The sequence below is a fragment of the Candidatus Binataceae bacterium genome, assembly GCA_035508495.1.
GTDB lineage: Bacteria > Desulfobacterota > Binatia > Binatales > Binataceae > JASHPB01.
In genome coordinates this window covers 41,579-65,270 of record DATJMX010000028.1, presented here as the reverse complement: position 1 = coordinate 65,270, position 23,692 = coordinate 41,579, and the positions used below count along the sequence as shown (strand labels likewise).

The following is a 23,692-nucleotide window of genomic DNA, read 5'->3' as shown; positions in this document are numbered from 1 at the left end:
AAAGCTTTAACGGGTAAACAAAAGCATACCGATCGGTTTGTTTTTTCTTTGAAGAATAAGTAGAACTGAACTCAATCGTTAAGAATCTGCACGGATCAACTCTCACCATAAGAGGTGTGCTCATGGCGGAATTCGACATCGTCATTAAAAACGGCATGGTGGTGGACGGCACGCGGGCGCCACGCTTTCGCAGCGACATCGGGATCAAAAACGGGCGTATCGCGAAGATCGGCCGCATCGCATCGCATCAGGGCGCGAAGGTGGTCGATGCCGACGGCCAGATCGTCGCCCCCGGCTTCATCGATCTCCACACTCACTACGACGCCCAGATTTTCTGGGATCCTTACCTCACGATTTCCGGCTATCACGGCATCACTTCAGTCGTGATCGGAAACTGCGGCTTCGGCTTCGCTCCCGTGCGGCCCAAGGATGCCGAGCGCGCGATGCTGACAATGGTCCGCACCGAGGCGATTCCGCTGGGCGCGATGCAGGCGGCGATGCCTTTCGATTGGGAAACCTATCCGCAGTTCATGGACAAGCTCGATCAGCTTCCCAAGGGCATTAACCTGCTTCCGTATGTGCCGATGAATCCGGTACTTGGCTACGTCATGGGAATCGAAGAATCGAAGACCGGCAGGATGCCAACGGATAAAGAACATGCCGAGATGCGGCGCATCCTGCACGAGGCGATGGACGCGGGCGCATGTGGATGGTCGGCGCAGCGGCTCATCCCCGGCGGACCGAGCGCTGTGCAGCGCGACTATGACGGCTCGCCGATGAACACCGACGTGATGCACGACGAGACGTGCCTCGAGATGGCGCGCGTGCTCGGCGAGCGCGGCGAGGGTTTCCAGGAACTCACGCTCGCGAGCTGGGATCCGAAGAAGGACGCGGACCATTTCGAGAAGATCGCGGAAGTCAGCGGACGCCCGATCATGTACGAAGCCCTCGTCACCAACGATCGCTTCCCGCATCGCCATCGCAACACGATGAAGTGGCTGGAGCGCTGCCGTCAGAAGGGGCTGCCGGTTTACGGACAGGGCACGACAACCGACGCCGGCCTCACGTTCACCTTCGAAGACTGGAACCTGTTCGACGATTCAGATGCGTGGCGGGATGCGACCACGGGCACCGTCAACGAGCGCACCGAGAAGCTCGGCGATCCTCGCCGCCGTGCAGCGCTCAAGTCGCAGATGCCGCGCGAGAGTCTGATCACGAACTACTTCGACGAGATCATCATCACCGAATGCTCGAAGCCCGAGAATAAGCGTTTCGAAGGAATGACGCTGCGTCTCGCCGCGCAGGATACGGGCAAGGACGTCGTCGACACGATGCTCGATATTGCGGTGTCGGAAAATCTCAAGACGGAGTTCTTCGCGCCCGCGGTGAACTCGTCCGACCTGATGAAGGAGCTGCTCGATTATCCTTACATCACGTTCGGCGTTTCCGACGGCGGTGCGCATACGAAGTTCCTGACCGCGGGACGCTATCCGACCGAGGGTCTTATCCGCTTCGCACGCGAGAAGCAGTGGCTCAGCCTCGAAGACATCCACTGGCGCATGTCGGGCTTGCCCGCGTTCTGCGCCGGGTTCAAGGATCGCGGCTTCCTGCGTGAAGGCGCACCGGCTGATATCGTCGTTTACAACCTCGAGAAGCTGAAGGTGCTGCCGGTTGAAATCGCGCACGATCTGCCGGGCGACGAATGGCGCCGGGTGCAGCGTGCCGAGGGCTACAGCCATGTGATCGTCAACGGACAGATCACGTGGGAAGGCGATCGTTTCACGGGCGCCACGTCGGGCCAGGTGCTGCGCCACGGAGTATCCGCCTAGGTATCGAAGCGGTTCATAGTCAGTAAGAAACGCGGCGGGTACCATCGGTATCCGCCGCGTTGTATTTGTCGGACATCGGATCGACGCAGGAGGAATGCGAAATGACTCACGCCGAAGAACTCGAGATGTTCCGCACCGCGCTTCGAATCGCCGATCTCAACCCATCCGAAGTCGCGCTGCCAACGGATCACCAAATGATCGTCGGCGCGATGCGGTTTCACTACCTCGACTGGGGCGGCTCGGGGACGCCGATTCTTTTCCTGCACGGCGGCGGCCTGACGGCACATACGTGGGACTGCGTCGCGCTGATGCTGCGCGATCGTTACCGATGCATCGCGCTCGATCAACGTGGGCATGGTGACAGCGAGTGGTCGCCCGCGGTCGATTACCGAATCGCGTCGCATCTGGGCGATATCGAAGGATTCGTCGCGGCGCTGGGATTACAGCGGCCGATCCTCGTTGGGCAATCGATGGGTGGGCTCAACTCGATTGCCTATGCGACTCGTTACAGCGACGCGATGCGTGCGATGGTGATCGTCGATGTCGGTCCCGAGGTGAGCGCCGCGGGCGCGGAACGCATTCGCGACTTCGCCTCGACGCCCGAGCTCGATTCACCGGATGAGTTCCTGGCGCGCGCCGTAAAATTCAATTCGCTGCGCGATCCCGCCGTGCTCCGCCGCAGCCTCCACTACAATCTGCGGCAAGCGCCGAACGGCAAGTGGGGCTTCAAACACGATCAGCGCCGCCGCTCGGAAGATGCGATGAAAAGGTTCGGTGAAGAGCGCGCATCCCTCGCATCGGAAATATCAAAGATCAAATGCCCGACGCTGATAGTGCGCGGCGCCAGGAGCGACGTCCTGAGCGACGAATCGGCAGCTCGCTTTGCCAAGTCGCTGCCGAATGGCCGGACGATAACGATCGAAAACGCAGGCCACAACGTGCAAGGCGACAATCCCCGCGCGCTCCTGGAGGCAGTGCTGCGATTCTTCGCCGAATGCTGACGCGCAGATAACCTCGCCAGCGGCTGACGCCGCAGGTGGAAGCCGCAAACCGGGAGAGGCTATACAACAGCGATTCGCGTCGATCCCTTGCTGGATGCGTCAATTCGTCGCGAAGCCGTACAGCTTGGCGGCGTTGCCGCACACGATCTTGTGTCGTGTTGCGGCCGGCAGGTGGCCGAGCTCGCGCGCGATGAACTCCTGCGAATCGGGCCAGATGCCGTCGGGATGCGGGAAGTCCGAGCCCCACATGATGTTATCTTCGCCGATCTCGTCGAGCAGCTTGATGCCGATACGATCGCTCTGGTAGGTCGCGTAGCATTGACGGTGCCAGTACTCGCTCGGCTTGAACTTCAGATCGAGGTCGTGGAACTGGTCGTCCCATTCGAGGTCCATGTGATCGAGCACGTACGGAATCCATCCGATGCCGCTCTCGCCGATGACGACCTTGAGCCCCGGGTGATGCTCCAGCGCGCCGCTGAAGATTATGCCCATCAGCGGAATCGCCATGTACATCTGGAAGCTGCTGATCATCGCGGCGAATGCGGCGCGTGCGACCTTGGGTGCGAGCTTGCTCAGATCGGGCAGCGTGCTGCCGATGGTATGCAGATGAATCGGCAGCTTCGCCTCCTCGGCGGCGCTCCATAGCGGCTCCCAGCACGGATCCCAGAAGGGCGTGATGTCGGGGCGATTGGCGATATCGAGGCCGCGCAGCACGCTCGCCTTGGCGACGCGCTTCACTTCTTCGACCGCGGCCTCGATGCTGTGACTTGGAATCGATGCGAGGCCCGCGTAACGATCGGGATGCGCGCGGCAGAAGTCCGCGAGCCATTCATTGTAAACGCGCAGCATCTCGGTCGCCGCTTCATCGTCGTTGAGACGCATGCTCGCACCGAGCACGCCGTACAGCACCTCGGCCTGAACGCCGTCGCGCTCCTGGTCCTTGAGCCGCAGCTCTGTATCGGTCAGTCGGCGGATGCCTTTGCGGCCGTCATCGTATAGTCCCGTCGATGCCATCCGATCGGATCGATGAATCTGCCCCGGCACGTATTCGCGTCCCGCCGAGCCCATCCCGTTCATCAGGCCGAACCTGGCGCCGTTGTCCGCGACCCACATCTTGCCGCGCCGCGTATCGACTACGTGCGGCATGCGGGACCTCAAATCCGCACGCGCGTTTGACGTGAACAGATCGGGAGGCAGCCAGATCAAATCGATGTGGCAATCGGCCGAGATGAAATCGTACTTCATCGCAAACTCCGCGCGATGCTATGCGGCTTTTTTTGCTGCGTCGAAATTCGCCTGGATGCGGCGCAACTCTTCCCAGCTCAGGTACGAGGTGAAGCCATCGTCGTCGAAGAACAGCACCGCGCCATTGCAGATGAACAGGTAAACGGTGTCTTCGAGCGCGGTCGTCGCGCCGTGGACCATGCCGTTGGCCTCGTAAACGTAGTCGCCGGCATTCAGGGTTCCGGTGCGGACCTGCAACTTGCCCGACAGTATAAAAGTGTGCGACGGGCTCAGATGCTTGTGCTGCGGAGCGACGTAGCCCTTGAGCCACTTGAGCAGGACCGCCCACGTGCCGGACTCCGAGCCGGTCCAGAGAATCTTCATGAACGCGCGCTTGGGATCGTCGGCGGACGGAATCCAGTCCATCTTCGATGCTTCCACCAGCGTATCCATCAACTCGGAATTGAAGGGGCTTATGTCTTGCGGGAGCGCCATGGTTTTTCTCCTTGCCGGCGTTTGCCTCTGAACGCGTCGGTATTTTCTCGTTAGTCCGAAAAGTCGCTGTGATCAAGTGAGGGTTGAACTGCGTCGATGGCCCGGTAAGCTAGGTTCGCGATCTCGATTGCTCGCGCCGAGCCGAGCATCATCCGGGAGCATGTGACGCGATGCGCCGCGCCGATCGACTCTTCGAAATCATCCAGCGCCTGCGCCGTAATCAGGTTGTTACCGCGCGCTCGCTCGCCGATCACTTCAGCGTCAGCGAGCGCACGATCTATCGCGATATCGGCGACCTGATCGCGAGCAAGGTCCCGATCGAAGGCGCGGCCGGAATCGGATACTCGCTGCGCAAGGGCTACGATCTGCCGCCGCTGATGTTCAGCGCGGGCGAGCTCGAGGCACTCGTCTTCGGCGCGCGGATGGTGCAGAGCTGGAGCGATCCTGAGCTGGGGCGTTCGGCCGACGCGGCGCTGGCGAAGATCGAGAGCGTGCTGCCGGCGCATCTGCGCGGCATCATCGAAGATAAATCGCTGTGGGCTCCGGTCGATGTACACCGAATTCAGGTAACGTTCGATTTCGCCGCACTGCGCTCGGCGATTCACTCGCGCCGTAAGATCCGTTTCAAATATCAGGACGAAAAGGGCACCGAGACGACGCGCACGGTGCGTCCGCTCACGCTGTGGTTTTATCCACCGATCTGGCTCGCCGGATCGTGGTGCGAGTTGCGCAGCGACTTCCGCTTCTTCCGCCTCGATCGAATGGTGGAGGTCGAGTTTCTCGATCAGATCTTCGATTCCGAACCCGGCCGGTCGGCCGACGATCTCTTTCGCCAGCTTCTTCGAAAAGCCTGACCCACAAATCGCTCCTGACGGATCGGTGTCAGGATCTTCGAGTCATCGAGTAGTGGGCTGGCAGTCTCCTGACAGTAGCTTGTCAGCATCGGTGCGCGTTTCGCGTCAAGCGGATTGGTAAAGTGCCTCGTGTCCAAGGTCGCAACCTTTCAACAGGAGAAGATCATGACCACGGAGCTGTTGGAACGTCCGCAACACAAGGATCAGGTAATCGTGCTCGTCTCGGCCGAGCAGTCCGAGGGCGAGTTCTTCCGGATGGAATATCTCGCGCGCGAGGTCACGATCGCGCCGCGCGATCACATCCACACCGAACAAGAGGAGCGGGTCGAAGTCCTGGCGGGAACGCTGCGATGCCGAATCGCTGGTGTCGAGCGCCTCCTTCGCGCGGGCGACAAAGTGACGATTCCGATCGGCACGCCGCACGCCGTTTGGAGCGACGATCCCGCGGGCTCGCGCTCCATCGGCGAGTATCGTCCCGCAATGAATGCCGAGGCGATGTTCCGCGGAATCATCGTTAAGGGCGCTTCGCGGCGCGGGCGCGACTCGCGCGACTAGGATGGAACCTCGAGCCAAAGCGTCGCGAGGGGCGGCAGTGTCAGTGAGACCGAGTATGGAAACAGGTGCCATGCTCGATCTTCGGCTGTCACTGCGCCCGCGTTGCCCTGGTTGCTTCCTCCATAGATCGCAGAGTCAGTATTGAGCAGTTCCTTGTACATTCCACGATGGGGCACGCCGATTCGATAGGCGTACCTGACGACAGGCGAAAAGTTGCATATGCATATAACTTGGCGTCCCGAGGGCGGCGCCTTGCGAATAAAAGCGATCACGTTCTCGTCCGAATTGTTTGCGTCGATCCATTGAAATCCGTGGGGATCGTGATCAGCTTCCCACAGCGCTGGCTGAGCGCGGTAGGTGCGATTCAAATCGCGAACCAGAGCGCGCAACTGGCGATGATCGGCTTCGGCCAGGAGATGCCAGTCGAGGCTCGCATCGTGATTCCATTCGCGCCATTGCCCGAACTCGCCGCCCATGAATAGCAACTTCTTGCCCGAGCGCGCCCACATATAGCCATACAGCGAACGCAGGTTGGCGAATTTCTGCCAGCGATCGCCCGGCATCTTGTCGATTAGCGAGCGCTTTCCATACACGACTTCGTCATGCGACAGGGGCAGGACGAAATTCTCGAACCAGGAGTACATCAGGCCGAACGTAAGATCGCGATGATGAAACCGCCGATGAATCGGATCTTTGGAGAAGTACTCGAGCGTGTCGTGCATCCAGCCCATATCCCATTTGAACCCGAACCCCAGTCCACCGACGTAGAGTGGCCGGCTCACACCCGGCCACGAGGTGGATTCCTCGGCGCACATGATGATACCCGGGAATTGCGCGTGTAATTTTTCGTTCAGCTCGCGGATAAATGCGATCGCCTCAAGGTTCTCATTCCCACCGCGGCTATTGCGTATCCAGTCATTTCCATTTCGTCCATAGTCGAGATACAGCATCGACGAGACGGCATCCACGCGGAGTCCGTCGGCATGGAACTCGGATAGCCAGTACTCCGCGCTTCCGAGCAAAAAACTGCGCACCTCATTCCTGCCGAAATTGAAAATGTAGGTATTCCATTCAGGATGGAATCCCTGACGCGGATCGATATGCTCGTAAAGCGCCGTTCCGTCAAAACGACCGAGCGAAAAAGAATCGGTTGGAAAGTGCGCCGGCACCCAATCGAGAATGACGCCGATTCCGCGCTGATGAAGACGATCGACCAGGTAGCGAAAATCATCGGGACTGCCGTAGCGCGCGGTTGGCGCGTAATAGCCAGTGGTCTCGTAGCCCCACGAGCCGGCGAACGGATGCTCCATTACCGGCAACAGCTCGACATGGGTAAACCCCATGTCATCGATATAATCGGGCAGATGCTCAGCCAGTTCCGCATAGGTTAGAGGCCGGTTGGACTCCTCGGGCACTCGCCGCCAAGAGCCGAGATGCATTTCGTAGATCGAGATCGGCTTGCGGAGCGGATCGCCACTTCGCCGCGTCTCAATCCAGGTTTCGTCGTTGAACTTGTAGTTAGAAGAATATATGCGCGAAGCGGATGCCGGCGGACATTCGGTGGCTTCGGCAAAGGGATCAGCCTTAAGCAGTGGCGGACCCTCTTTCGGATGTATCTCGAATTTATAAGCACCGCCCGGATGAACATCGGGAATGAATATTTCCCAGATTCCGGAACTGCCCAGTGACCGCATCATGTCGAGGCGCCCATCCCAGCCGTTGAAGTCGCCGACTACGCTCACGCCGGCGGCGCTCGGCGCCCAGACGGCGAAAGCTGTACCGGTAACTCCGTCCAGCATGAGGCTATGAGCCCCGAGTTTTTTCCAGATACCCTTGTGCGAATGCTCCGCCCACAGATAGAGGTCGACGTCGCCCAATGTCGGCGGAAATGAATACGGTTGCCGAATACTAACGATGTAATCGCCGGGATACTGAATCTCGAGTTGATAGCGCGGTATCTGCCGCAAATCGGTAAGCGTCAACTCGAAGAGCCCCTCTTCGGGGCGTTCGCTCATTTCGCGTGGGTCTTGCCCTTCGATCAGAAGCACGACACGTTGGGCGGCCGGACGAAACGCGCGAAAGACTACTCCGTTATTAGTGATATGAGCGCCCAGAATCGAATGCGGATCGCTATGCGTTAGCGACAGAAGCCGAGCCAGCTCTGTTTCGGCGATCTGACCGCCAGGCGCGGCGGCGGATTCCGGACCGCGCGGCTGTCTTCTGAACAAATTCATTATTTGTTCGGTTGTACTCATTGACTAACTCAACAACCTGTCGTTCAGGCCGTAACTGGAGCGGAACCGATCAATTGCTTGATCGCGAATAGCGGAACGATCAGCCAATCGGGCCGATTATTCAGTTCGTAGCCGAGTTCATAGATCGCCTTCTCCATCGTAAAGGCGTCGAGCAGCACCCGCAGCTCGTCGCGAGTTTCTGGAACCAGCGACGAAATGTCGTTTGCAATCTTTAGATAACCCTGCAGGAAGGACCACGAGGCCCATCGCCACCAGAACGAAGCCCATGGCTCCATTCGCGCGAAATTGACGCTTCCCAGGGCTTTGCTTTTGAGCTCTTCGGTCAAGGCCGTGAAAGCGGCGTAATGATACGAACGCAGCATGCCGGCGACGTCGCGCAGCGCCGCGCGTTTGTGACGGCGCTCGCTGATTGGCCTTCCTGGCTCGCCTTCGAAGTCGATGATCATGAAGTCCTTGCCAGTATGTAGCACCTGACCGAGGTGGAGGTCGCCGTGCGTGCGAACCCGGCTGACGCTGATTCTGGTGTTGAGGAATTTTTCGAATGGCTTGATGAGATCGCCCTGCCGGGACGTGATTGCGCGGAGTTCATCCTGATCTTCTTTTGCCATTGTGCGCCCGACGCCGTTTGCGAGCCGGAGCACTTGCGACAATTGGTTGCGCATCGACTGGTAGGCCGACCGCCGATACAAAGTCGTGTAAGGTTCCGGAGCGAAATCCGGATCGACCGTGGAGGAGCTGAGCGCGATATGCAGTTCCGCGACGCGTTGGCCCAGCAGCCGCGCAGAGGCGAGGTAGGGTGCCATCAACTCGGCGGCCAAAGGATCGGGTTCGCTTTTTTCGAGCATTTCGATGGGGCTCTTGTCCGCGCGGGGAGCGTCCTGGCGAGTCGCCGCGACTTCAAAGAAGCGCCGCAACTCACCGAGCGTGAATTCCCATGTATCACCCTCATTGGCAACGAAACTCTGAAGCAGCGCCAGCGTGCGCGGCGCCGCGTTGGAGGCGCGGTACTCAATCCAACCTTCGGTTCGCGGTGCGTGCTCGAAATGCGCACGTTCGGTAAGAAATCTGCCTACCTCGAGATCGGGATTCAGGCCATTATCGAGCCGCCGATATAGCTTCAAAATATAACGATCGGAATAGACAATCGAGTTATTGCTTTGCTCCACGCGCAGCAAATGAGAATCTAGCTTGCCCGAGCCATTACTCACATGCTCGTGCGTGCGTGTCGTCTGGCCTGCCAACTGACCCAGCCGGCCGCGATGCCTGCGGTGACGTTCGACGAGATCGAGCAGCGCTTGCGCGAGCGCAGAATCGACAACCGCATCATATAGAATGGCTTCGCTTCCATCATTTGAACTGGCGAGTTCCGCGAGCACACGTTCCGGTGAATTGGCACGGATTTCATTGACGCGATCGCCGGCGGCGATTGCGAGAGGAAGAAGGTATTGCTCGCTCTCAGCGTTCAGGTATTCCACTTCGATCAACAAGAGCTGCGGCGAACCCAATTCTTCGCCGAGCGGAAGGACATCCTTGATTGAAGCACTTTTCAGAATTCGAGCCTTTGACCGAAACCATCGGCAGTGGGGCAGGTAGAGAGGCAACGCGCGTTCCAGCGCCTCTCGCGGCGAACCTTGCAGCATTCCCTCAAAATCAGCGCTGACATCGATTCGCGGCGGGGCATACGGTGCCAGGCCAGTTGCGGCGGATGCCTGCGAAGCTTCCAGAGCGAACCAGACGAAAGCATGGGGCCCGAGGGTCAAAAGATACGGTAAGTCGCCAATCGCCGGAAACGGAGTGCGGCCGAACAGCTCGACCGGAGTCATTCCTTTATATTGGGCGAGGTCGAGTTCCACGTACTGAACAAACCTTGAGAGGTTCGCGACCACCAGAATTCGTTCGTTCTCAAAGCCGCGGATGAACGCGAGGACGTGAGGGTTGTGCGGACTGAGGAACTCCATCGAGCCGCGGCCCAGCGCCTTGTGTTCCTTGCGCAGGGCGATCAGGCGGCGCATCCACCACAACAACGAATGACGATTACTTTCCTGCGCTTCCACGTTGATCGTCTGGTAGTGGTATTCGTAGTCGATGTTGACCGGCAGGATCAGGCGCTGGGGATTCGCGGTTGAAAAACCGGCGTTGCGGTCGGCGCTCCATTGCATCGGCGTTCGCACGCCGTCCCGATCGCCAAGATATACATTATCGCCCATTCCTATTTCATCGCCATAGTAGATAATCGGCGTACCCGGTAGCGAGAATAGGAGGGCGTTGTTCAGCTCCATCGTGCGGCGATTGTTGCCGAGCAGCGGGGCGAGGCGCCTGCGGATGCCCAGGTTAATCCTCATGCGCGATTCCTGCGCAAACGCGCGATACATATAATCGCGCTCCTCGTCGGTGACCATCTCGAGGGTCAATTCGTCGTGGTTACGCAGGAACAATGCCCACTGGCATGACGGGCCAATCTCAGGCGTTTGCGCCCAAATGTCGGTAAGCGGATAGCGATCTTCCATTCGCACCGACATGAATATTCGCGGCATCAGTGGAAAATGGAAAGCCATATGACATTCCTTGCCTTCGGCGAGGTAGGTAACTGCGTCCTCAGGCCACTGATTCGCTTCAGCCAGCAGCATACGATTGGGAAATCGCTCGTCTATGTATTTCCTCAGTTCACTGAGAAAGGCGTGGGTCTCAGGCAGATTCTCGCAACTGGTTCCTTCTCGCTTGAATAGATATGGAACGGCGTCGAGCCGCAGCCCATCGACGCCCATGCCAAGCCAGAAGGAGACCACGCGGAAGATCTCGCGGCGGACTGCGGGGTTGTCATAATTGAGATCCGGTTGATGCGCATAGAAGCGATGAAAGTAGTATGCCTTTGCAACCGGGTCCCAGGTCCAGTTGGAGGGCTCGAAGTCCTGGAAAATTACTCTCGCCTCACGAAACTTCTCGGCGCTGTCGCTCCATAGATAGAAATCCCGATGATTGCCCGGAGCGGAGCGCCGCGCTCTCTGGAACCATCGGTGCTGATCCGACGTATGATTGAGAACCAGTTCAGTAATTACTCGAAGGCCGCGCTCGTGTGCCTCGCGCAGAAATGCCCTGAAATCGCGAAGTGTCCCGCAATCCGGATGTACACTGGTGTAGTCCGATATGTCGTAGCCGTCGTCGCGCATCGGCGATGGATAGAACGGGAGCAGCCACAGAGCGGTGACTCCGAGTGAACGTAGATAATCGAGCTTGCTCGTCAGGCCGGCGAAATCACCGACCCCGTCGCCGTTCCCGTCGTAAAACGATCGTACGCGAAGCTCGTAAAAAATCGCATCTTTGTACCAAAGAGGCGGCGGTCCACCGTTATTCGAGTGATTGCTTGGCATCGGTATGGACTCACAAGCGCTGTTCGATGCGGAGTATGTGACCCGGCTGCTGGGCGGGATCGAGGCGAACATAGTTGCGCTCCGACCAGTCGTAAGTAGCGCCAGTCAGAAGATCGCGAACGCGATAACGTGTTGAAGCGGATAAAGCCGGGGGAACGACGGCCGTGCAGATCTGGACATTGACGGGATCCAGGTTAACGGGCATCAACAATACGTTTGTCATGTCGGCGCTGGTCTTTGCGTAAAACAGGATCTGATCGTTGTCAGTGTCGAGAAAAGTGAGATCGACCAATTGCTGGAGCGCCGCATTGTCGCGACGGATCCGGTTCATCCGCGCGACAAATTCCTTGATATTGTTGGGCGCATTCCAGTCTCGAACCTTGAGCTCGTACTTCTCGGAATTCATGTATTCTTCGGTATTTGGCACGGCCTGGCTCTCGCACAGCTCGAATCCGCTGTAGATGCCGTAAGAGGACGAGAGGGTGGCCGCGAGGAACAAACGGAGCTTGAAGGCCGCCGGACTTCCGCTCTGAAGGATCGGCGGCAGAATATCAGGAGTATTGGTGAAAAAGTTAGGCCGAAGATAGTCGCATACCGGGCTCTCAGTGAGTTCTCTCATGTACTCAGTGAGCTCGTATTTGCTATTGCGCCAGGTGAAGTAGGTATACGACTGGGTAAAACCCGCTTTGGCCAGAACCTTCATCAATTTTGGGCGAGTGAAGGCTTCGGCCAGAAAGATCACTTCGGGATGTTGGTGCTGGATCCGGGCGATCAGCCATTCCCAGAAAGCGATCGGCTTGGTGTGAGGATTGTCGACCCGGAAAATATGGACGCCGTGGCCGATCCAGAAATCGACTACCCGGAAGAGTTCCTGCAGAAGTCCGCGCTGATCGTTGGTGTCGAAGTTTACAGGATAAATATCCTGATATTCTTTCGGAGGGTTCTCGGCATACTTAATCGAACCGTCGGGCCGCTTGCTGAACCATTCCGGATGCTCGCGGACCCACGGGTGGTCAGGAGAGGTCTGAATCGCGAAATCGAGCGCGACCTCGATTCCCAGTCGATTGGCGGCCGAAACGAAGCGGTCGAAATCGGCCAGCGTACCCAAGCCCGGATCGATTGCGGTATGGCCGCCGGCTTCATTTCCGATTGCCCACGGGCTTCCGACTGCGTGCGAGCCGCCATTCAATGAATTCCCCGGACCTTTGCGGTTGGTGCGTCCTATCGGATGAATCGGAGGCAGATAGAGAACGTCGAAGCCAAGATCGCGCACATAGGGTAGGCGACCTTCCGCGTCGCGAAACGTGCCGACCCGTCCAGGATCGTTCGACTGCGATCTTACGAAGAATTCGTACCAGGCACTGAACCGCGCCTTCGGACGATCAACGACGAGCTCGAGCAAGGGCTCCGATCGCACGTCACCGAAGCGATCGCTCACCCGCAGTGCAATGTCGGCGAGGCGCTCATCGGATAAAATGTCGAGAGCGCGATCGCGGTGTCCATTTTGTTGAAGCTTCCGGATCGCTGACTCGACGATTTCACGATCGGCGCCGTTTGCGTGCCGCACGATCGCACCCAAATAGTCGATGCCCTCGAGCAGGTCGGAACGTAGATCCCGGCCCGCGTGGGCCTTCTTGATAAAGTCCGCAAGCCAGGAGCCGAACACGTCGGTCCACGCTTCAACGGCATATACGTACCGCGTGTTCTCATTTGGTATGAATCGTCCGCGCCAACGATCGTCACCGATCGATTCCATTGGCGCTTCGAAAAAAGATTCATCTTCTTTGCGCCGCCAGCGCACGGAGGCTCGCAGGAGTTGATGTCCCTCGCGAAAAATGTCCGCCTCAACAACGCAGGGTTCGCCCACCACGCGCTTGACTGGATATCGACCCCCATCTATCGAAGGCGTGACGTCTTCGATGATGATGTGCCCGACACGCCAGTTTCCGGCGAGCGGCGGCAGATGACTCAGATCAATCGAAGACATCCGCATCCACCCCAAACACTGAACATTGCAAACCTTTGGTGTCTGGGTGGGTATGAACAGCAACCGATGTGCCGACGCGTACTCCGGGCGATTTGCGACTCAGCCTTACTAATTGCGATTTATTTTTCAGTGAACAATGAAGATTTTTCAGACGTGGACTTGCAGGAAGACGTAGCGCTGCAAGCCACGCGCGAAATATTGTCGAAGAATTAGGCCCTGACCGACTGCGGACTCAGCCTTGCAAGTTCGCAATAGCTGGGGGTATTCGTTCTCTGCGCGGTTGGTGGCCGTACTCAACATCGTTCGCAACTGCCGATCGGCGCTTACCGATTCAGCATTTTTGATCGCTTGGGAGCCAGGCTTTGTTCAAACGTGTATTGATTGCCAATCGAGGTGAGATCGCGATTCGAGTGGCTCGCGCCGCGGCCGCGCTCGGCATGGAATCCGTCAGCGTATATGCCCCGGCGGACGCTCTATCGCTTCATACTCGCGTTTCAACTGAATCGCGTGCCCTTAACACTTCGTTAGCGACCAGCGATCCGGTGAGCGCGTACCTCGATGTTGAAGCTTTGATCGAGGTTGCGAAGGCGAGCCGCTGCGATTGCGTGCATCCAGGCTACGGATTCCTCTCGGAGAACGCTGCGTTCGCGCAGCGTTGCCTCGAAGAGGGGATCGTCTTTATAGGACCTCGTCCCGCGACGCTCGCGCTGTTCGGTGACAAGACCAAAGCCCGCGAGCTCGCGCGATCGGTGGGGATCCCGATCATACCCGGAAGTCCTGGGGCGCTCTCGGGCGCGGAAGAGGCTGTGGCGATCGCGAAAAAGCTCGGCTATCCGGTGATGCTGAAAGCCGCGGCCGGAGGCGGTGGACGCGGGATGCGCGCGGTAGCGGGCGCGGGCGAGATGCCAGCGGCGTTTGCGCGCTGCCAGAGCGAGGCGCTCGCCGCGTTCGGCGATGGGTCGGTATTTATCGAGAAACTCCTCGCGCGTCCCCGCCATATCGAAGTTCAGATCCTGGGCGATGGCCACGGCAACATCATTCATCTATATGAGCGCGACTGCTCAGTGCAGTTGCGTAATCAGAAAGTTATCGAGATCGCGCCGGCGCCGAAGCTCGAGGCCGGACTGCGGCGGCGCGTCCACGATGATGCGATCCGTCTTGCCCGCGCCACCGAGTACGTCAACGCGGGTACGGTTGAATTCCTGATCACTCCGGACCGTGGCGAGCATTTCTTCATCGAGTGCAATCCACGAATCCAGGTTGAGCACACCGTGACCGAGCAGGTGACTGGCATTGACCTGGTCGAAGCGCAGTTCCGGATCGCCGCCGGCGAGTCGCTGGATGCGCTCGGAATTCGCGATCAGGCCGCGATAGAAGCGCCGCGCGGTTATGCAGTGCAGGCGCGCATCGTCGCGACCGGAAGCGGGGCACTGACGGGTTACAAAGAACCGACGGGCCCCGGAGTGCGCGTCGATTCGTGCGGCTACCTGGGATACGCGCCGCCGCCGCAATTCGATCCGATGTTCGCGAAGCTCATCTGCCAGTCGAACTCGACGAACTCCTTCGCGTCCGCGCTCGATCATACGTTGCGCGCGCTCGATGAATTCCACATCGCTGGCTTGCCGACGAATGTGCGCCAGCTGCGCGCGATTCTCTCGAGTTCGGAACTGCAGGCGGGGGACGCGCGAACCAGCTTCTTCGCCGAACATCCCGAGGTCGCGACCGCGACGGGACCGGCGCCCCTGGCTTCAGCCTCGCTCTCACTGCTCGAACAGCAGGCGACGGCGCTCCGCGGAGGCAAGGGCGCAAGTGCGATCTCCTCGTCACAGCCTGCGAAGGGACTGACCGTGCCCAGTGGCGAGGAAGGTGTTGCGAGCCCGATGGGCGGGACCATCATCGACATCCTGGTAAAGACCGGCGCCACTGTTGAAGCGGGTGCGACGCTGATGATCGTCAGCGCGATGAAAATGGAGACCGCGATCACTGCGCCGTGCGCAGGCGTCGTGATGCAGGTCAGTCCCGACGAAATAGGTGTCGCCGTTACTGTCGACCAGATCGTCGCGACGATCGCGCCAAGCGCACGCGGAGCTGATGCGGACACGCCGCGGCGCTATGGCAACGATACGTGGGCGCCGATGCTCGCCGAGGTGCAAGCGCTGCAGGCGATCGCACATAAGCGCTTTGCGCCGGACTCCAACGATCCCGGCGTTGTGCGGCAACGTCGGCGCGGCAAACTCACCTGTCGCGAGCGAATCGACTTGCTCCTCGACCCCGGCAGCTTTCGCGAAGTCGGCAGCCTCGCCGGCTTCGCAGACTATGATGCCGAAGGCCGCGTCAGCGGTTTCACGCCGGCTAATCATGTTGGCGGGTGGGGAAAAGTACACGGCCGAAACGTTGTGGTATGCGCCGACGATTTCACTTCGCGCGGGGGCCACGCCGACGGCGCGATCGGCGGCAAGAGCATCCATCTTGACAGGTTGTCACTCGACCTCCAGTGTCCGTCGGTGCGGCTGCTCGACGGCTCCTCCGGCGGGGGCAGTATCGCCGCGATGGTTCCGAAGCAACACAAAGCCGGCGAGAGCAGCGCGCAAGAAAGCTCGGGCACGATCGTCGCGGGCCGGCCGCGGGTGTCGGGCGAGGGCGGATCGTTTCTGCCGGGTCATCTCGGGAGCAGCATGTATGTGACGCAACTGGCCGAGGTTCCGGTGGTGAATCTGCTGCTCGGGAGCGTCGTCGGCATCGGCGCGGCGAAGGCCGTGCTCGGTCATTTCTCGGTCATGGTGCGCGACATCGGGCAGCTCTTTGTTGCGGGGCCTCCGGTGGTGAGTCACGCAATGGGCTACGATATCAGCAAGGAAGAATTGGGCGGCTGGCAAGTTCACTGCCGCAACGGTTCGGTCGACAACCTTGCCGAGACCGAGCAGGAAGCGGTCGCGATGACCAAGCGCTTCTTGTCGTATCTTCCGTCGAGCGTGTACCAGGCTCCGCCGGTGCTATCTGTCGATGCGAGCGATCCGATCGATCGCCGCGATGAAGAACTGTTTACGATTATTCCGCGCAAGCGGACGACAACGTTCGACATGCGCCGTGCGATTCGGCTCATGGCCGATCGCGATTCGTTCTTCGAGATCGGTCCTCTATGGGGTACCGACCAAATCGTGGGGCTGGTGCGCTTTGGCGGTTATCCGATGGGCGTGCTCGCGTCTGATTGCCGCCATATCAACGGCGGCGCCATGACGGCCGACGGATGCGACAAGCTGAAGCGACATCTCGACCTGTGCGACCTGTTCCATTTGCCGATCCTGAATCTGATCGATAGTCCCGGCTTTGCGGTCGGCCTCGAACATGAGATCGCGGGCACGATTCGCAAGGGCGGCGAATGGATGGTGGCGTATGCGCAGGTCGCGGTGCCGATCTTCACCGTAATCATGCGCCGTAGTTTTGGCGTTGCCGGCAACAACTTCGCGAGTCCCCGCAGCGGTGCCAGCGCACGCGTGGCTTGGCCCGCCGCCGATGTCGGGGGAATTCCACCTGAAGGCGGGATCGAGGCGGCCTACAAACGCCAGCTGGCCGAAGCCGCCGATCCCGCGGCGCTGCGCGCCGAGATCAACGCGCGCATCGAGAGCGCGCGGGGTCCGGTCGGTCCGCTCAATCGGTTCCAGATGGAGGAGATGATCGATCCACGCGATACGCGGCGCTGGATCTGTGAATGGGCGGAAAATGCCTATCGCATTGTTTCCCAGCCGGCATTGCTGGCGCCGCGCGCACTACAGTTCAGGCCCTAAGCCGCTGCAATGAGAGAGTGAGGGGCTGAGTATTGCGTCCGGCGCGCTGCTAATCGAGATGATAGCGGCGCCGCTTACGCCATAGCGTTGCGATACCTATTCCGAGCGTGGCCGCGGCATCTTCGAGCGTGGGGGCCAGCGCCAGCACGCGGCGAATATGTTCCTGCTCGATCTGCTCGAGGGTAGCGCTTTCCGGCGAGTCTCCCATCCTGGCAGTGCCCGGCTGAAACAGGATATCAGGCAGATCCTCGCGTCTCAGCGCCGTGCCGCGGCTGAGAACGACGGCGCGCTCGACCGCGTTGCGCAGCTCGCGAATATTCCCGGGCCAGGAATAGGCGACCAGCGCTTTGCGCGCGTCTTCGGAAAACTGCAGCCCCGGGCGGCGATTCCTCGCGGCCGCGCCCGCCAGGAGCATTTCGGCGAGCGGAAGAATATCCTCGGGTCTTTCGCGCAGGGCAGGTACTCTCAAATTGATAACATTCAATCGGTAATAAAGGTCGCTGCGGAATCTGCCTGCGCTGATTTCCTGCTGGAGATTGCGGTTGGTGGCGGCGATGATTCTCGCATCAACCTGGATAGTCTGTTCGCCGCCCACGCGCTCGAATCTTTCGTCCTGAAGGAAGCGCAGAAACTTGGTTTGCAGTGTCCCGGGAAGCTCGGCGATTTCGTCGAGAAAAACCGTGCCGTTGTTGGCAGCTTCAAGGCGCCCCGGCTTGTCCTTGATGGCACCGGTGAAAGAGCCCTTCATGTGTCCGAACAGCTCGCTCTCGAGCAGATTCTCGGAGAGAGTTGTACAATTGACAGTGACAAACGGCCGTTCGCGCCGCCGGCTCCACTCGTGGATTTGTCGTGCGAGGACGTTTTTGCCCGTTCCGCTCTCGCCGGTGAGAAGGATAGTTGCGTCGCTTGACGCCGCCGCGTAGGCGGTTTCGATCAGTGTGCGAAATTGCGAACTTTGCGAATTCAGCAGCGGGACGCCGTCGATCGAATTGCGCAGCGTCTGATTCTCGGAGCGTAACTCCAGAACCTCGAGCGCGCGATCTACAGCATGCTCGATTTCGTCCAGTGAAAAAGGCTTGGTGACATAGTCATAGGCCCCCGCCTTCATCGCCGCGACCGCGTTCTGAATCGTGCCGTAGGCGGTCATCAATATTACTATCGTGCGCGGAAACCTGGCCTTGATTTCCTTGAGCAGTTCAAGGCCGTTCATTTCCGCCATTCGCCAGTCACTCAGAACGAGATCGGCGCCGCCCGCGCGATTGAGCACGGAGAGCGCTTCGCTGCCGCTGGCGGCGGTCAGTACTTCATACTTTCGCGATTCGAAGAGGTGATGGAGCGCGTCACGAATGTTTTTTTCGTCATCGACGACGACCAGCCTCGCCATCGACTTCATCGGGAATGGGGCAGATCAACTCTAACGCTGCTGCCCGCGCTCGTGGTCTCAAAAAACATCCGGCCTCCGTGTGCTTCGACGATTTCCTTGGCGATCGCGAGATCGATAACCGTCAGTCCACTCTTGAGCTCGTCCTGCCAATGCTCGTCTTGTTCGAAGACTAATTCAACCAGATCGCGCGGGATACCCGACCCAGTGGCGGAGATCGAAAGCCGAGCCGTTGACCCGGCATGGATGGCAGAAACTTCCACAGACCCGCCCTCGGGAGTATAGCGCAGCGCGTTCGCGATTAAGTTCGATACCACCCATGCGAGCTTCATAGGATCGCCAAAAGATTCGAGTCCCTCATCGATGTGCACGTGAAACGCGATCTCTTTTTGCAACGCCTGGAGGGCGAACTTCTTCGCGACTGAAGCGACCAGCTTTCCGAGCTGAAACTTCGAGTTTTTGACGGTGATCGACAACGTTTCGTCGCGCGTCACATTGAGCAGGCCATCGGACAAGTCGCGAATGCGCTCGAGATCCTCGGAGACAGTATCGATAATCTGATGCTGCTTCGGATCTACGGTTTCGCGTTGAAGCAGTTCAATTCCAAGCGAGAGCGAGGTAAGAGGAGTTTTCAATTCGTTCGACAGTGCCGCGATAAGGTTAGTCTTCGCCCTTTCCTTGTCACGCAAGTAAGTCACGTCATGGAGCGTGACAATTGTACCGAAGGCGCCGACATCATCGATGCAGAGTGGCGCCGGTTTCAATATATACACGTGATCGCGCCCGCGGAGATGAAGGCGGACTTCGGCTTGCTGTTCGCCCGGAGGATAGGTAAGCGCGTGTGCCAGCGCCTCGCGGACGCGGACATAACGAAGATTGGTGTTATCGAGTGCGAAAAAGGACCGGCCGATTGCATCTCCCTTCGGAATATCCAGTATCAGTGCGGCAATCTCATTTAGGTGAGTTACGGTTTGCTCGAGGTCGAGAACTATTGCACCGACGTCGAGGGTTTCCAGAATCGCCGTGGTCCTGCCTTCTTCACCAGGGGCAGCTATGGCATCCATCTAGCGAACCTCGCCGGTAGCGTTTTGTAAGCCCGGGCCTGGAGACGGCCCGGGCGTGTCGGTAATCTATTGAGGTTGTCCGTAGCGTTGCCTGAGCGCGAGGTTAAGCTGCAGAACGTTCACGAACTTTTCGCCCACCAATCCGCCCAATGGCGCGTCGGAATCCTGCTGGAGCAGCGCCTCAATCTCACTTCGCACCTGCTTGGGATCGCGCTTGGTATCGGATGCCCACTTCTGAGAAACGCGATCGAGTTGATACTCAGCGTTGTCCAGGCTGATGTGGGGATCGAGGCCTGAACCTGACGCCATCACCATGTCGGCGGGAATATCCTGGAGCGGCGCATCGGCGTGTTCCTGGCGCCACATATCGAAGAAAATCGATTGAATGTCAGAGCCGGTCGCGACTGGCTCGATATCAGTCACCGATTTGCCATCCGCGCCAGTCTTTGTGACCGACGAGGGAAACTTCCCGGGATTGTCCTTCGAGAAGGTTTCGAAAAAGAGCACCGCAAGATCCGGCGCCTTGGGGTCGGGCGTGCCGGGATTGTCCTTTTTCCATTGCGCGACATCCTTCGGATGTATCTTAGTCCAGTCGTCGACGTAGCTGGCGTGCGTCGGGTCCGCGCTCACCCATCCGGTGGCGAGCTCGTTATGGGCGTCAGCCCATTGCGCCACCAGGTGCGGCTGTCCGCCGAACTTGTCCTGTTGAAACCAGACTTCGATGTCCGGCGCGACTGGCTGTCCCTTTTTGGGACCATCGCTGTAGGTAACGATCGGGCCAAGGGCGCGGGCCACGCGATCGCGTAGTGCGTAATTCGACGCTGACAGGTTGGAAGGGGCGGATGCGGACGCATCATATGAGGCAGCCGAAGGCCGAGGCTGGAAATACTCGTCCTTGGTAAAAGGCTGCGCTATCAGGAGCGAGCCGATCGCCTTGCCATCGGGTCCCTTTATGATGCTGCCGTTGGCCTGAAACGGAAAGAACACCTGGCCGATTACCCACAGTACCGCAGGATAGATTATGCAGACGGTGGGGATTACGAACAGGAAGAGTAGAAAGCTCTTTGAAAAATAGCGTGACATGGCTTTATACCTGAATTGTTCTCCTAAGAGATAAGATGGCCTGCGACCATAATCATGTCGATCAGCTTGATTCCGACGAAGGGCAGGATGACGCCGCCGAGGCCCCAGACCAGCAGATTGCGGCGAAGCAACGCGTCAGCACCAAGCGGTCGATAGCTAACTCCGCGCAACGCGATCGGAATGAGTAATGGAATGATGATCGCGTTGAAGATAACGGCCGACAGGATCGCCGAGGTCGGCGAATGCAAATGCATAACGTCCATCGCCTTGAGCCACGGCAGCGTACCCGCAAACAGCGCGGGAACAATCGCGAAGTACTTGGCTACGTCATTGGCTATTGAGAATGTAGTCAGTGCGCCGCGCGTCATCAGGAGCTGCTTGCCAATCTCAACCACCTCGAGGAGCTTGGTCGGATTGCTATCGAGATCGACCATGTTGCCCGCCTCTTTGGCGGCCTGGGTGCCCGAGTTCATCGCGAGGCCGACATCAGCCTGGGCCAGCGCGGGCGCGTCATTGGTGCCGTCGCCCACCATCGCGACGAGCTTGCCATCCGCCTGTTCCTTGCGGATGTAAGCAAGCTTCGATTCGGGAGTGCATTGCGCCACGAAATCGTCGACGCCCGCCTTGTGGGCGATGGTCGCCGCGGTGAGAGGGTTATCGCCGGTGATCATCACGCTCCGCACGCCCATCCGGCGCAGACGCTCGAGGCGCTCGCTGATGCCAGTTTTGAGGACATCCGAAAGCACCACGACACCAGCTATGTTCGCGCCGTCGGCCACCACCAGGGGAGTCGCGCCCTGGGAGCCAATCGCCTCGACGGCGGTTTTGAGCTCCGACGGGATCGATCCGGATTGACGTTCAACAAAGCGAATAACCGCATCCGGCGCGCCCTTGCGAATCTGGCGGCCATCGGGAAGGTCGATGCCGCTCATCCTGGTCTGGGCCGTGAACGCGACGAACTGTGAACCATTCGGAGCGGTGACGTCGCTGGGTGTCCCGCCACGATCGAAATGAAGTTTAACGATAGTCTTACCCTCGGGAGTTTCATCGGCGATCGATGCGAGCGCAGCTAAACGTCCGAGTTGTTGCGCAGTATATTTCCCTACGGGCAGGAAATCGGTTGCGTGACGATTGCCCATGGTGATGGTGCCGGTTTTGTCGAGCAGAACCGTATCGATGTCGCCGGCGGTCTCGACCGCCTTACCGCTTTTCGCGAGGATATTTGCCTGCAGCGCGCGATCCATCCCCGCGATACCAATTGCGGCCAGGAGTGCACCGATCGTCGTGGGGATAAGGCAGACCAGCAGTGCGACGAGAGTAGGCACATCGGTGCCGAGGCTCTTCAGCGATTCCGTGATGCCGAGATAGCCCATCATGTATATTTCGGCATTGAGGGCCATCGGCCACAGCGGCACGACTACGATTAGAAAGATCAGGGTGAAGGCCGTCAGCACGAGGCTGAGTGCGATTTCGTTGGGTGTGCGCTGACGCACCGCGCCTTCGACCAGAGCGATCATGCGATCGAGGAAGGACTCGCCGGCCGCCGCAGTGATTTTGACGACGATACGATCCGACAGAACGCGCGTACCGCCGGTTACCCCGGAGCGATCGCCGCCGGACTCGCGAATCACCGGCGCCGATTCACCGGTGATTGCCGATTCGTCGACCGAGGCCAAACCCTCAATGATTTCGCCATCGCCCGGTATGACCTGACCGGCTTCAATGGCCACGCGGTCGCCCGGCTTCAGATCGGCCGAGGAAACCTCTTCGATCATATCCTTGCCTTTGAGCCTGTAGGCAGGGGTGTCCTTGCGGGCCTTGCGAAGCGAATCGGCCTGGGCACGTCCACGCGCTTCGGCCAGGGCGGTCGCGAAATTTGCGAACAGGACTGTCAGCCATAGCCAGAAGTCAAGTGCGATGAAGTAGCTAATCGGCACCTGACTCACGGATTGGCTGACTGCCGCTTGAACCACGAAGAGCAGCGTCAGTACGGCGCCGATTTCGACCACGAACATGACCGGGTTGCGCCATTGAACATCGGGCCGCAGCATCAGGAAAGCGTCTTTGATCGCCGGCCGCACCAATTCCGGAGCGAACAATGCCTGAGCACGCGATCGGCGCGGTGGCACCGGCATCGGCGGCACGATGTTGATTTCGGGTGGCGTAGGAGTTTGTTTTACAGCTTCCATTCGAGGCTCCATTGATACTGAAATCGCGACTAAGTCCCTAGTAACTTTCCGTCAAAGGGCAGGGGCCCCGGGTGATCGGCTGCGGTCCGATGCCGCACTTACTGCTGCTGTTAGTTGTGGCACTGTCAACCAAGTTACCTCGCGCGGGATGGCCGCCGGACTTAGAACCACTCCGGCCGTACAAGCGCTACGGTCAAATAGATAAATAAGAAAGCGGAGACAGCGGCTGTGACGTAAATCATATTTGACCTCCTAGATTCGCTCGCACGCTGCGAGGAAAGCGAAGCACAGCGCCATAGTCGTGATGCCCAGTCCGAAAGTGAGTGGGATCCAGGTCCAGAGATCCATCGTGTTAACTCCTCCAAATGGCTATACAGCCGTCGACAATTAAAAAAACAATGTAATAAATGAGGGAGCAATTAATGTGCCCCGGCAAATCCGCCGGTAAAATAAAGGTATAATTGCGTCATTCTTTTCCAACCTTACAACCTGCATGCAACGTCGTTTTTCAATTTGAAACGATAACGAACAGGAGTTGAGGGGCGCGGACGGCTCCGAGGTATTGTAAGGGCCCATGTGGCGATGAATTCGATTTCACGAGCCGGGCGTGTTGTTTGGACAC

Annotated in this window: 14 protein-coding genes; 5 read left to right on the top strand and 9 right to left on the bottom strand. The window is 59.0% G+C overall.

The annotated features are described in order from the left end of the window. The first annotated feature begins 122 nt into the window (after positions 1 to 122). A complete protein-coding gene (locus VMA09_09665) occupies positions 123 to 1,829 on the top strand; it encodes an amidohydrolase family protein (protein HUA33859.1) in 1,707 nt (568 codons plus the stop codon). Positions 1,830 to 1,930: 101 nt separating this feature from the next. Further along, positions 1,931 to 2,830, top strand: coding sequence for an alpha/beta hydrolase (locus VMA09_09660; GenBank protein HUA33858.1), 900 nt, complete (start codon positions 1,931 to 1,933; stop codon positions 2,828 to 2,830). A gap of 99 nt (positions 2,831 to 2,929) precedes the next feature. Here the strand turns inward: VMA09_09660 and VMA09_09655 are convergent, their stop codons facing one another. Both VMA09_09655 and VMA09_09650 read right to left on the bottom strand, forming a co-directional pair. Further along, a complete protein-coding gene (locus tag VMA09_09655; protein ID HUA33857.1) occupies positions 2,930 to 4,075 on the bottom strand; it encodes an amidohydrolase family protein in 1,146 nt (381 codons plus the stop codon). Between the two features lie 18 nt (positions 4,076 to 4,093). Next, positions 4,094 to 4,549, bottom strand: coding sequence for a cupin domain-containing protein (locus VMA09_09650; protein ID HUA33856.1), 456 nt, complete (start codon positions 4,547 to 4,549; stop codon positions 4,094 to 4,096). Between the two features lie 170 nt (positions 4,550 to 4,719). On the opposite strand from VMA09_09650, the gene VMA09_09645 reads away from it, so the two are divergent. Further along, positions 4,720 to 5,403, top strand: coding sequence for a YafY family protein (locus VMA09_09645; GenBank protein HUA33855.1), 684 nt, complete (start codon positions 4,720 to 4,722; stop codon positions 5,401 to 5,403). Positions 5,404 to 5,568: 165 nt separating this feature from the next. Next, positions 5,569 to 5,958: a cupin domain-containing protein gene (locus tag VMA09_09640; protein HUA33854.1), complete on the top strand. Its 390-nt coding sequence runs from the start codon at positions 5,569 to 5,571 to the stop codon at positions 5,956 to 5,958. On the opposite strand, the gene glgB is transcribed toward VMA09_09640, so the two are convergent. The 3 genes from glgB to VMA09_09625 are packed head-to-tail and all read right to left on the bottom strand — an operon-like array spanning position 5,955 to position 13,568. Continuing rightward, positions 5,955 to 8,192, bottom strand: coding sequence for a 1,4-alpha-glucan branching protein GlgB (gene glgB, locus VMA09_09635; GenBank protein ID HUA33853.1), 2,238 nt, complete (start codon positions 8,190 to 8,192; stop codon positions 5,955 to 5,957). The genes VMA09_09640 and glgB overlap by 4 nt on opposite strands. 44 nt (positions 8,193 to 8,236) lie before the next feature. Then, on the bottom strand, positions 8,237 to 11,581 hold the full coding sequence (gene treS, locus VMA09_09630; GenBank protein ID HUA33852.1) for a maltose alpha-D-glucosyltransferase: 3,345 nt from the start codon (positions 11,579 to 11,581) through the stop codon (positions 8,237 to 8,239). Between the two features lie 10 nt (positions 11,582 to 11,591). Beyond that, on the bottom strand, positions 11,592 to 13,568 hold the full coding sequence (locus tag VMA09_09625; protein ID HUA33851.1) for an alpha-1,4-glucan--maltose-1-phosphate maltosyltransferase: 1,977 nt from the start codon (positions 13,566 to 13,568) through the stop codon (positions 11,592 to 11,594). A gap of 362 nt (positions 13,569 to 13,930) precedes the next feature. Here VMA09_09625 and VMA09_09620 point away from each other — a divergent pair, with 362 nt between their 5' ends. Continuing rightward, complete coding sequence (locus VMA09_09620; protein ID HUA33850.1) at positions 13,931 to 17,353, top strand: carboxyl transferase domain-containing protein; 3,423 nt, start codon at positions 13,931 to 13,933, stop codon at positions 17,351 to 17,353. Between the two features lie 49 nt (positions 17,354 to 17,402). On the opposite strand, the gene VMA09_09615 is transcribed toward VMA09_09620, so the two are convergent. The 4 genes from VMA09_09615 to kdpB all read right to left on the bottom strand — a co-directional run bounded on the left by VMA09_09615 (position 17,403) and on the right by kdpB (position 23,070). Continuing rightward, complete coding sequence (locus VMA09_09615) at positions 17,403 to 18,737, bottom strand: sigma-54 dependent transcriptional regulator (GenBank protein HUA33849.1); 1,335 nt, start codon at positions 18,735 to 18,737, stop codon at positions 17,403 to 17,405. Positions 18,738 to 18,742: 5 nt separating this feature from the next. Continuing rightward, complete coding sequence (locus tag VMA09_09610; protein ID HUA33848.1) at positions 18,743 to 19,798, bottom strand: ATP-binding protein; 1,056 nt, start codon at positions 19,796 to 19,798, stop codon at positions 18,743 to 18,745. A 66-nt stretch (positions 19,799 to 19,864) separates the two neighbouring features. Next, positions 19,865 to 20,881 (bottom strand): potassium-transporting ATPase subunit C, encoded by a 1,017-nt coding sequence (locus tag VMA09_09605; GenBank protein ID HUA33847.1) that lies wholly within the window; start codon positions 20,879 to 20,881, stop codon positions 19,865 to 19,867. A gap of 23 nt (positions 20,882 to 20,904) precedes the next feature. Further along, entirely contained in the window at positions 20,905 to 23,070 is a 2,166-nt protein-coding gene (gene kdpB / locus VMA09_09600) for a potassium-transporting ATPase subunit KdpB (protein ID HUA33846.1), read from the bottom strand. Positions 23,071 to 23,692: the final 622 nt, after the last annotated feature.

Coding starts and splice junctions, on each gene's coding strand:
- VMA09_09665 (HUA33859.1), top strand. CDS start 123: ATGGCGGAATTCGACATCGTCATTAAAAACGGCATGGTGGTGGACGGC.
- VMA09_09660 (HUA33858.1), top strand. CDS start 1,931: ATGACTCACGCCGAAGAACTCGAGATGTTCCGCACCGCGCTTCGAATC.
- VMA09_09655 (HUA33857.1), bottom strand. CDS start 4,075: ATGAAGTACGATTTCATCTCGGCCGATTGCCACATCGATTTGATCTGG.
- VMA09_09650 (HUA33856.1), bottom strand. CDS start 4,549: ATGGCGCTCCCGCAAGACATAAGCCCCTTCAATTCCGAGTTGATGGAT.
- VMA09_09645 (HUA33855.1), top strand. CDS start 4,720: ATGCGCCGCGCCGATCGACTCTTCGAAATCATCCAGCGCCTGCGCCGT.
- VMA09_09640 (HUA33854.1), top strand. CDS start 5,569: ATGACCACGGAGCTGTTGGAACGTCCGCAACACAAGGATCAGGTAATC.
- glgB (HUA33853.1), bottom strand. CDS start 8,192: ATGAATTTGTTCAGAAGACAGCCGCGCGGTCCGGAATCCGCCGCCGCG.
- treS (HUA33852.1), bottom strand. CDS start 11,581: ATGCCAAGCAATCACTCGAATAACGGTGGACCGCCGCCTCTTTGGTAC.
- VMA09_09625 (HUA33851.1), bottom strand. CDS start 13,568: ATGTCTTCGATTGATCTGAGTCATCTGCCGCCGCTCGCCGGAAACTGG.
- VMA09_09615 (HUA33849.1), bottom strand. CDS start 18,737: ATGGCGAGGCTGGTCGTCGTCGATGACGAAAAAAACATTCGTGACGCG.
- VMA09_09610 (HUA33848.1), bottom strand. CDS start 19,798: ATGGATGCCATAGCTGCCCCTGGTGAAGAAGGCAGGACCACGGCGATT.
- VMA09_09605 (HUA33847.1), bottom strand. CDS start 20,881: ATGTCACGCTATTTTTCAAAGAGCTTTCTACTCTTCCTGTTCGTAATC.
- kdpB (HUA33846.1), bottom strand. CDS start 23,070: ATGGAAGCTGTAAAACAAACTCCTACGCCACCCGAAATCAACATCGTG.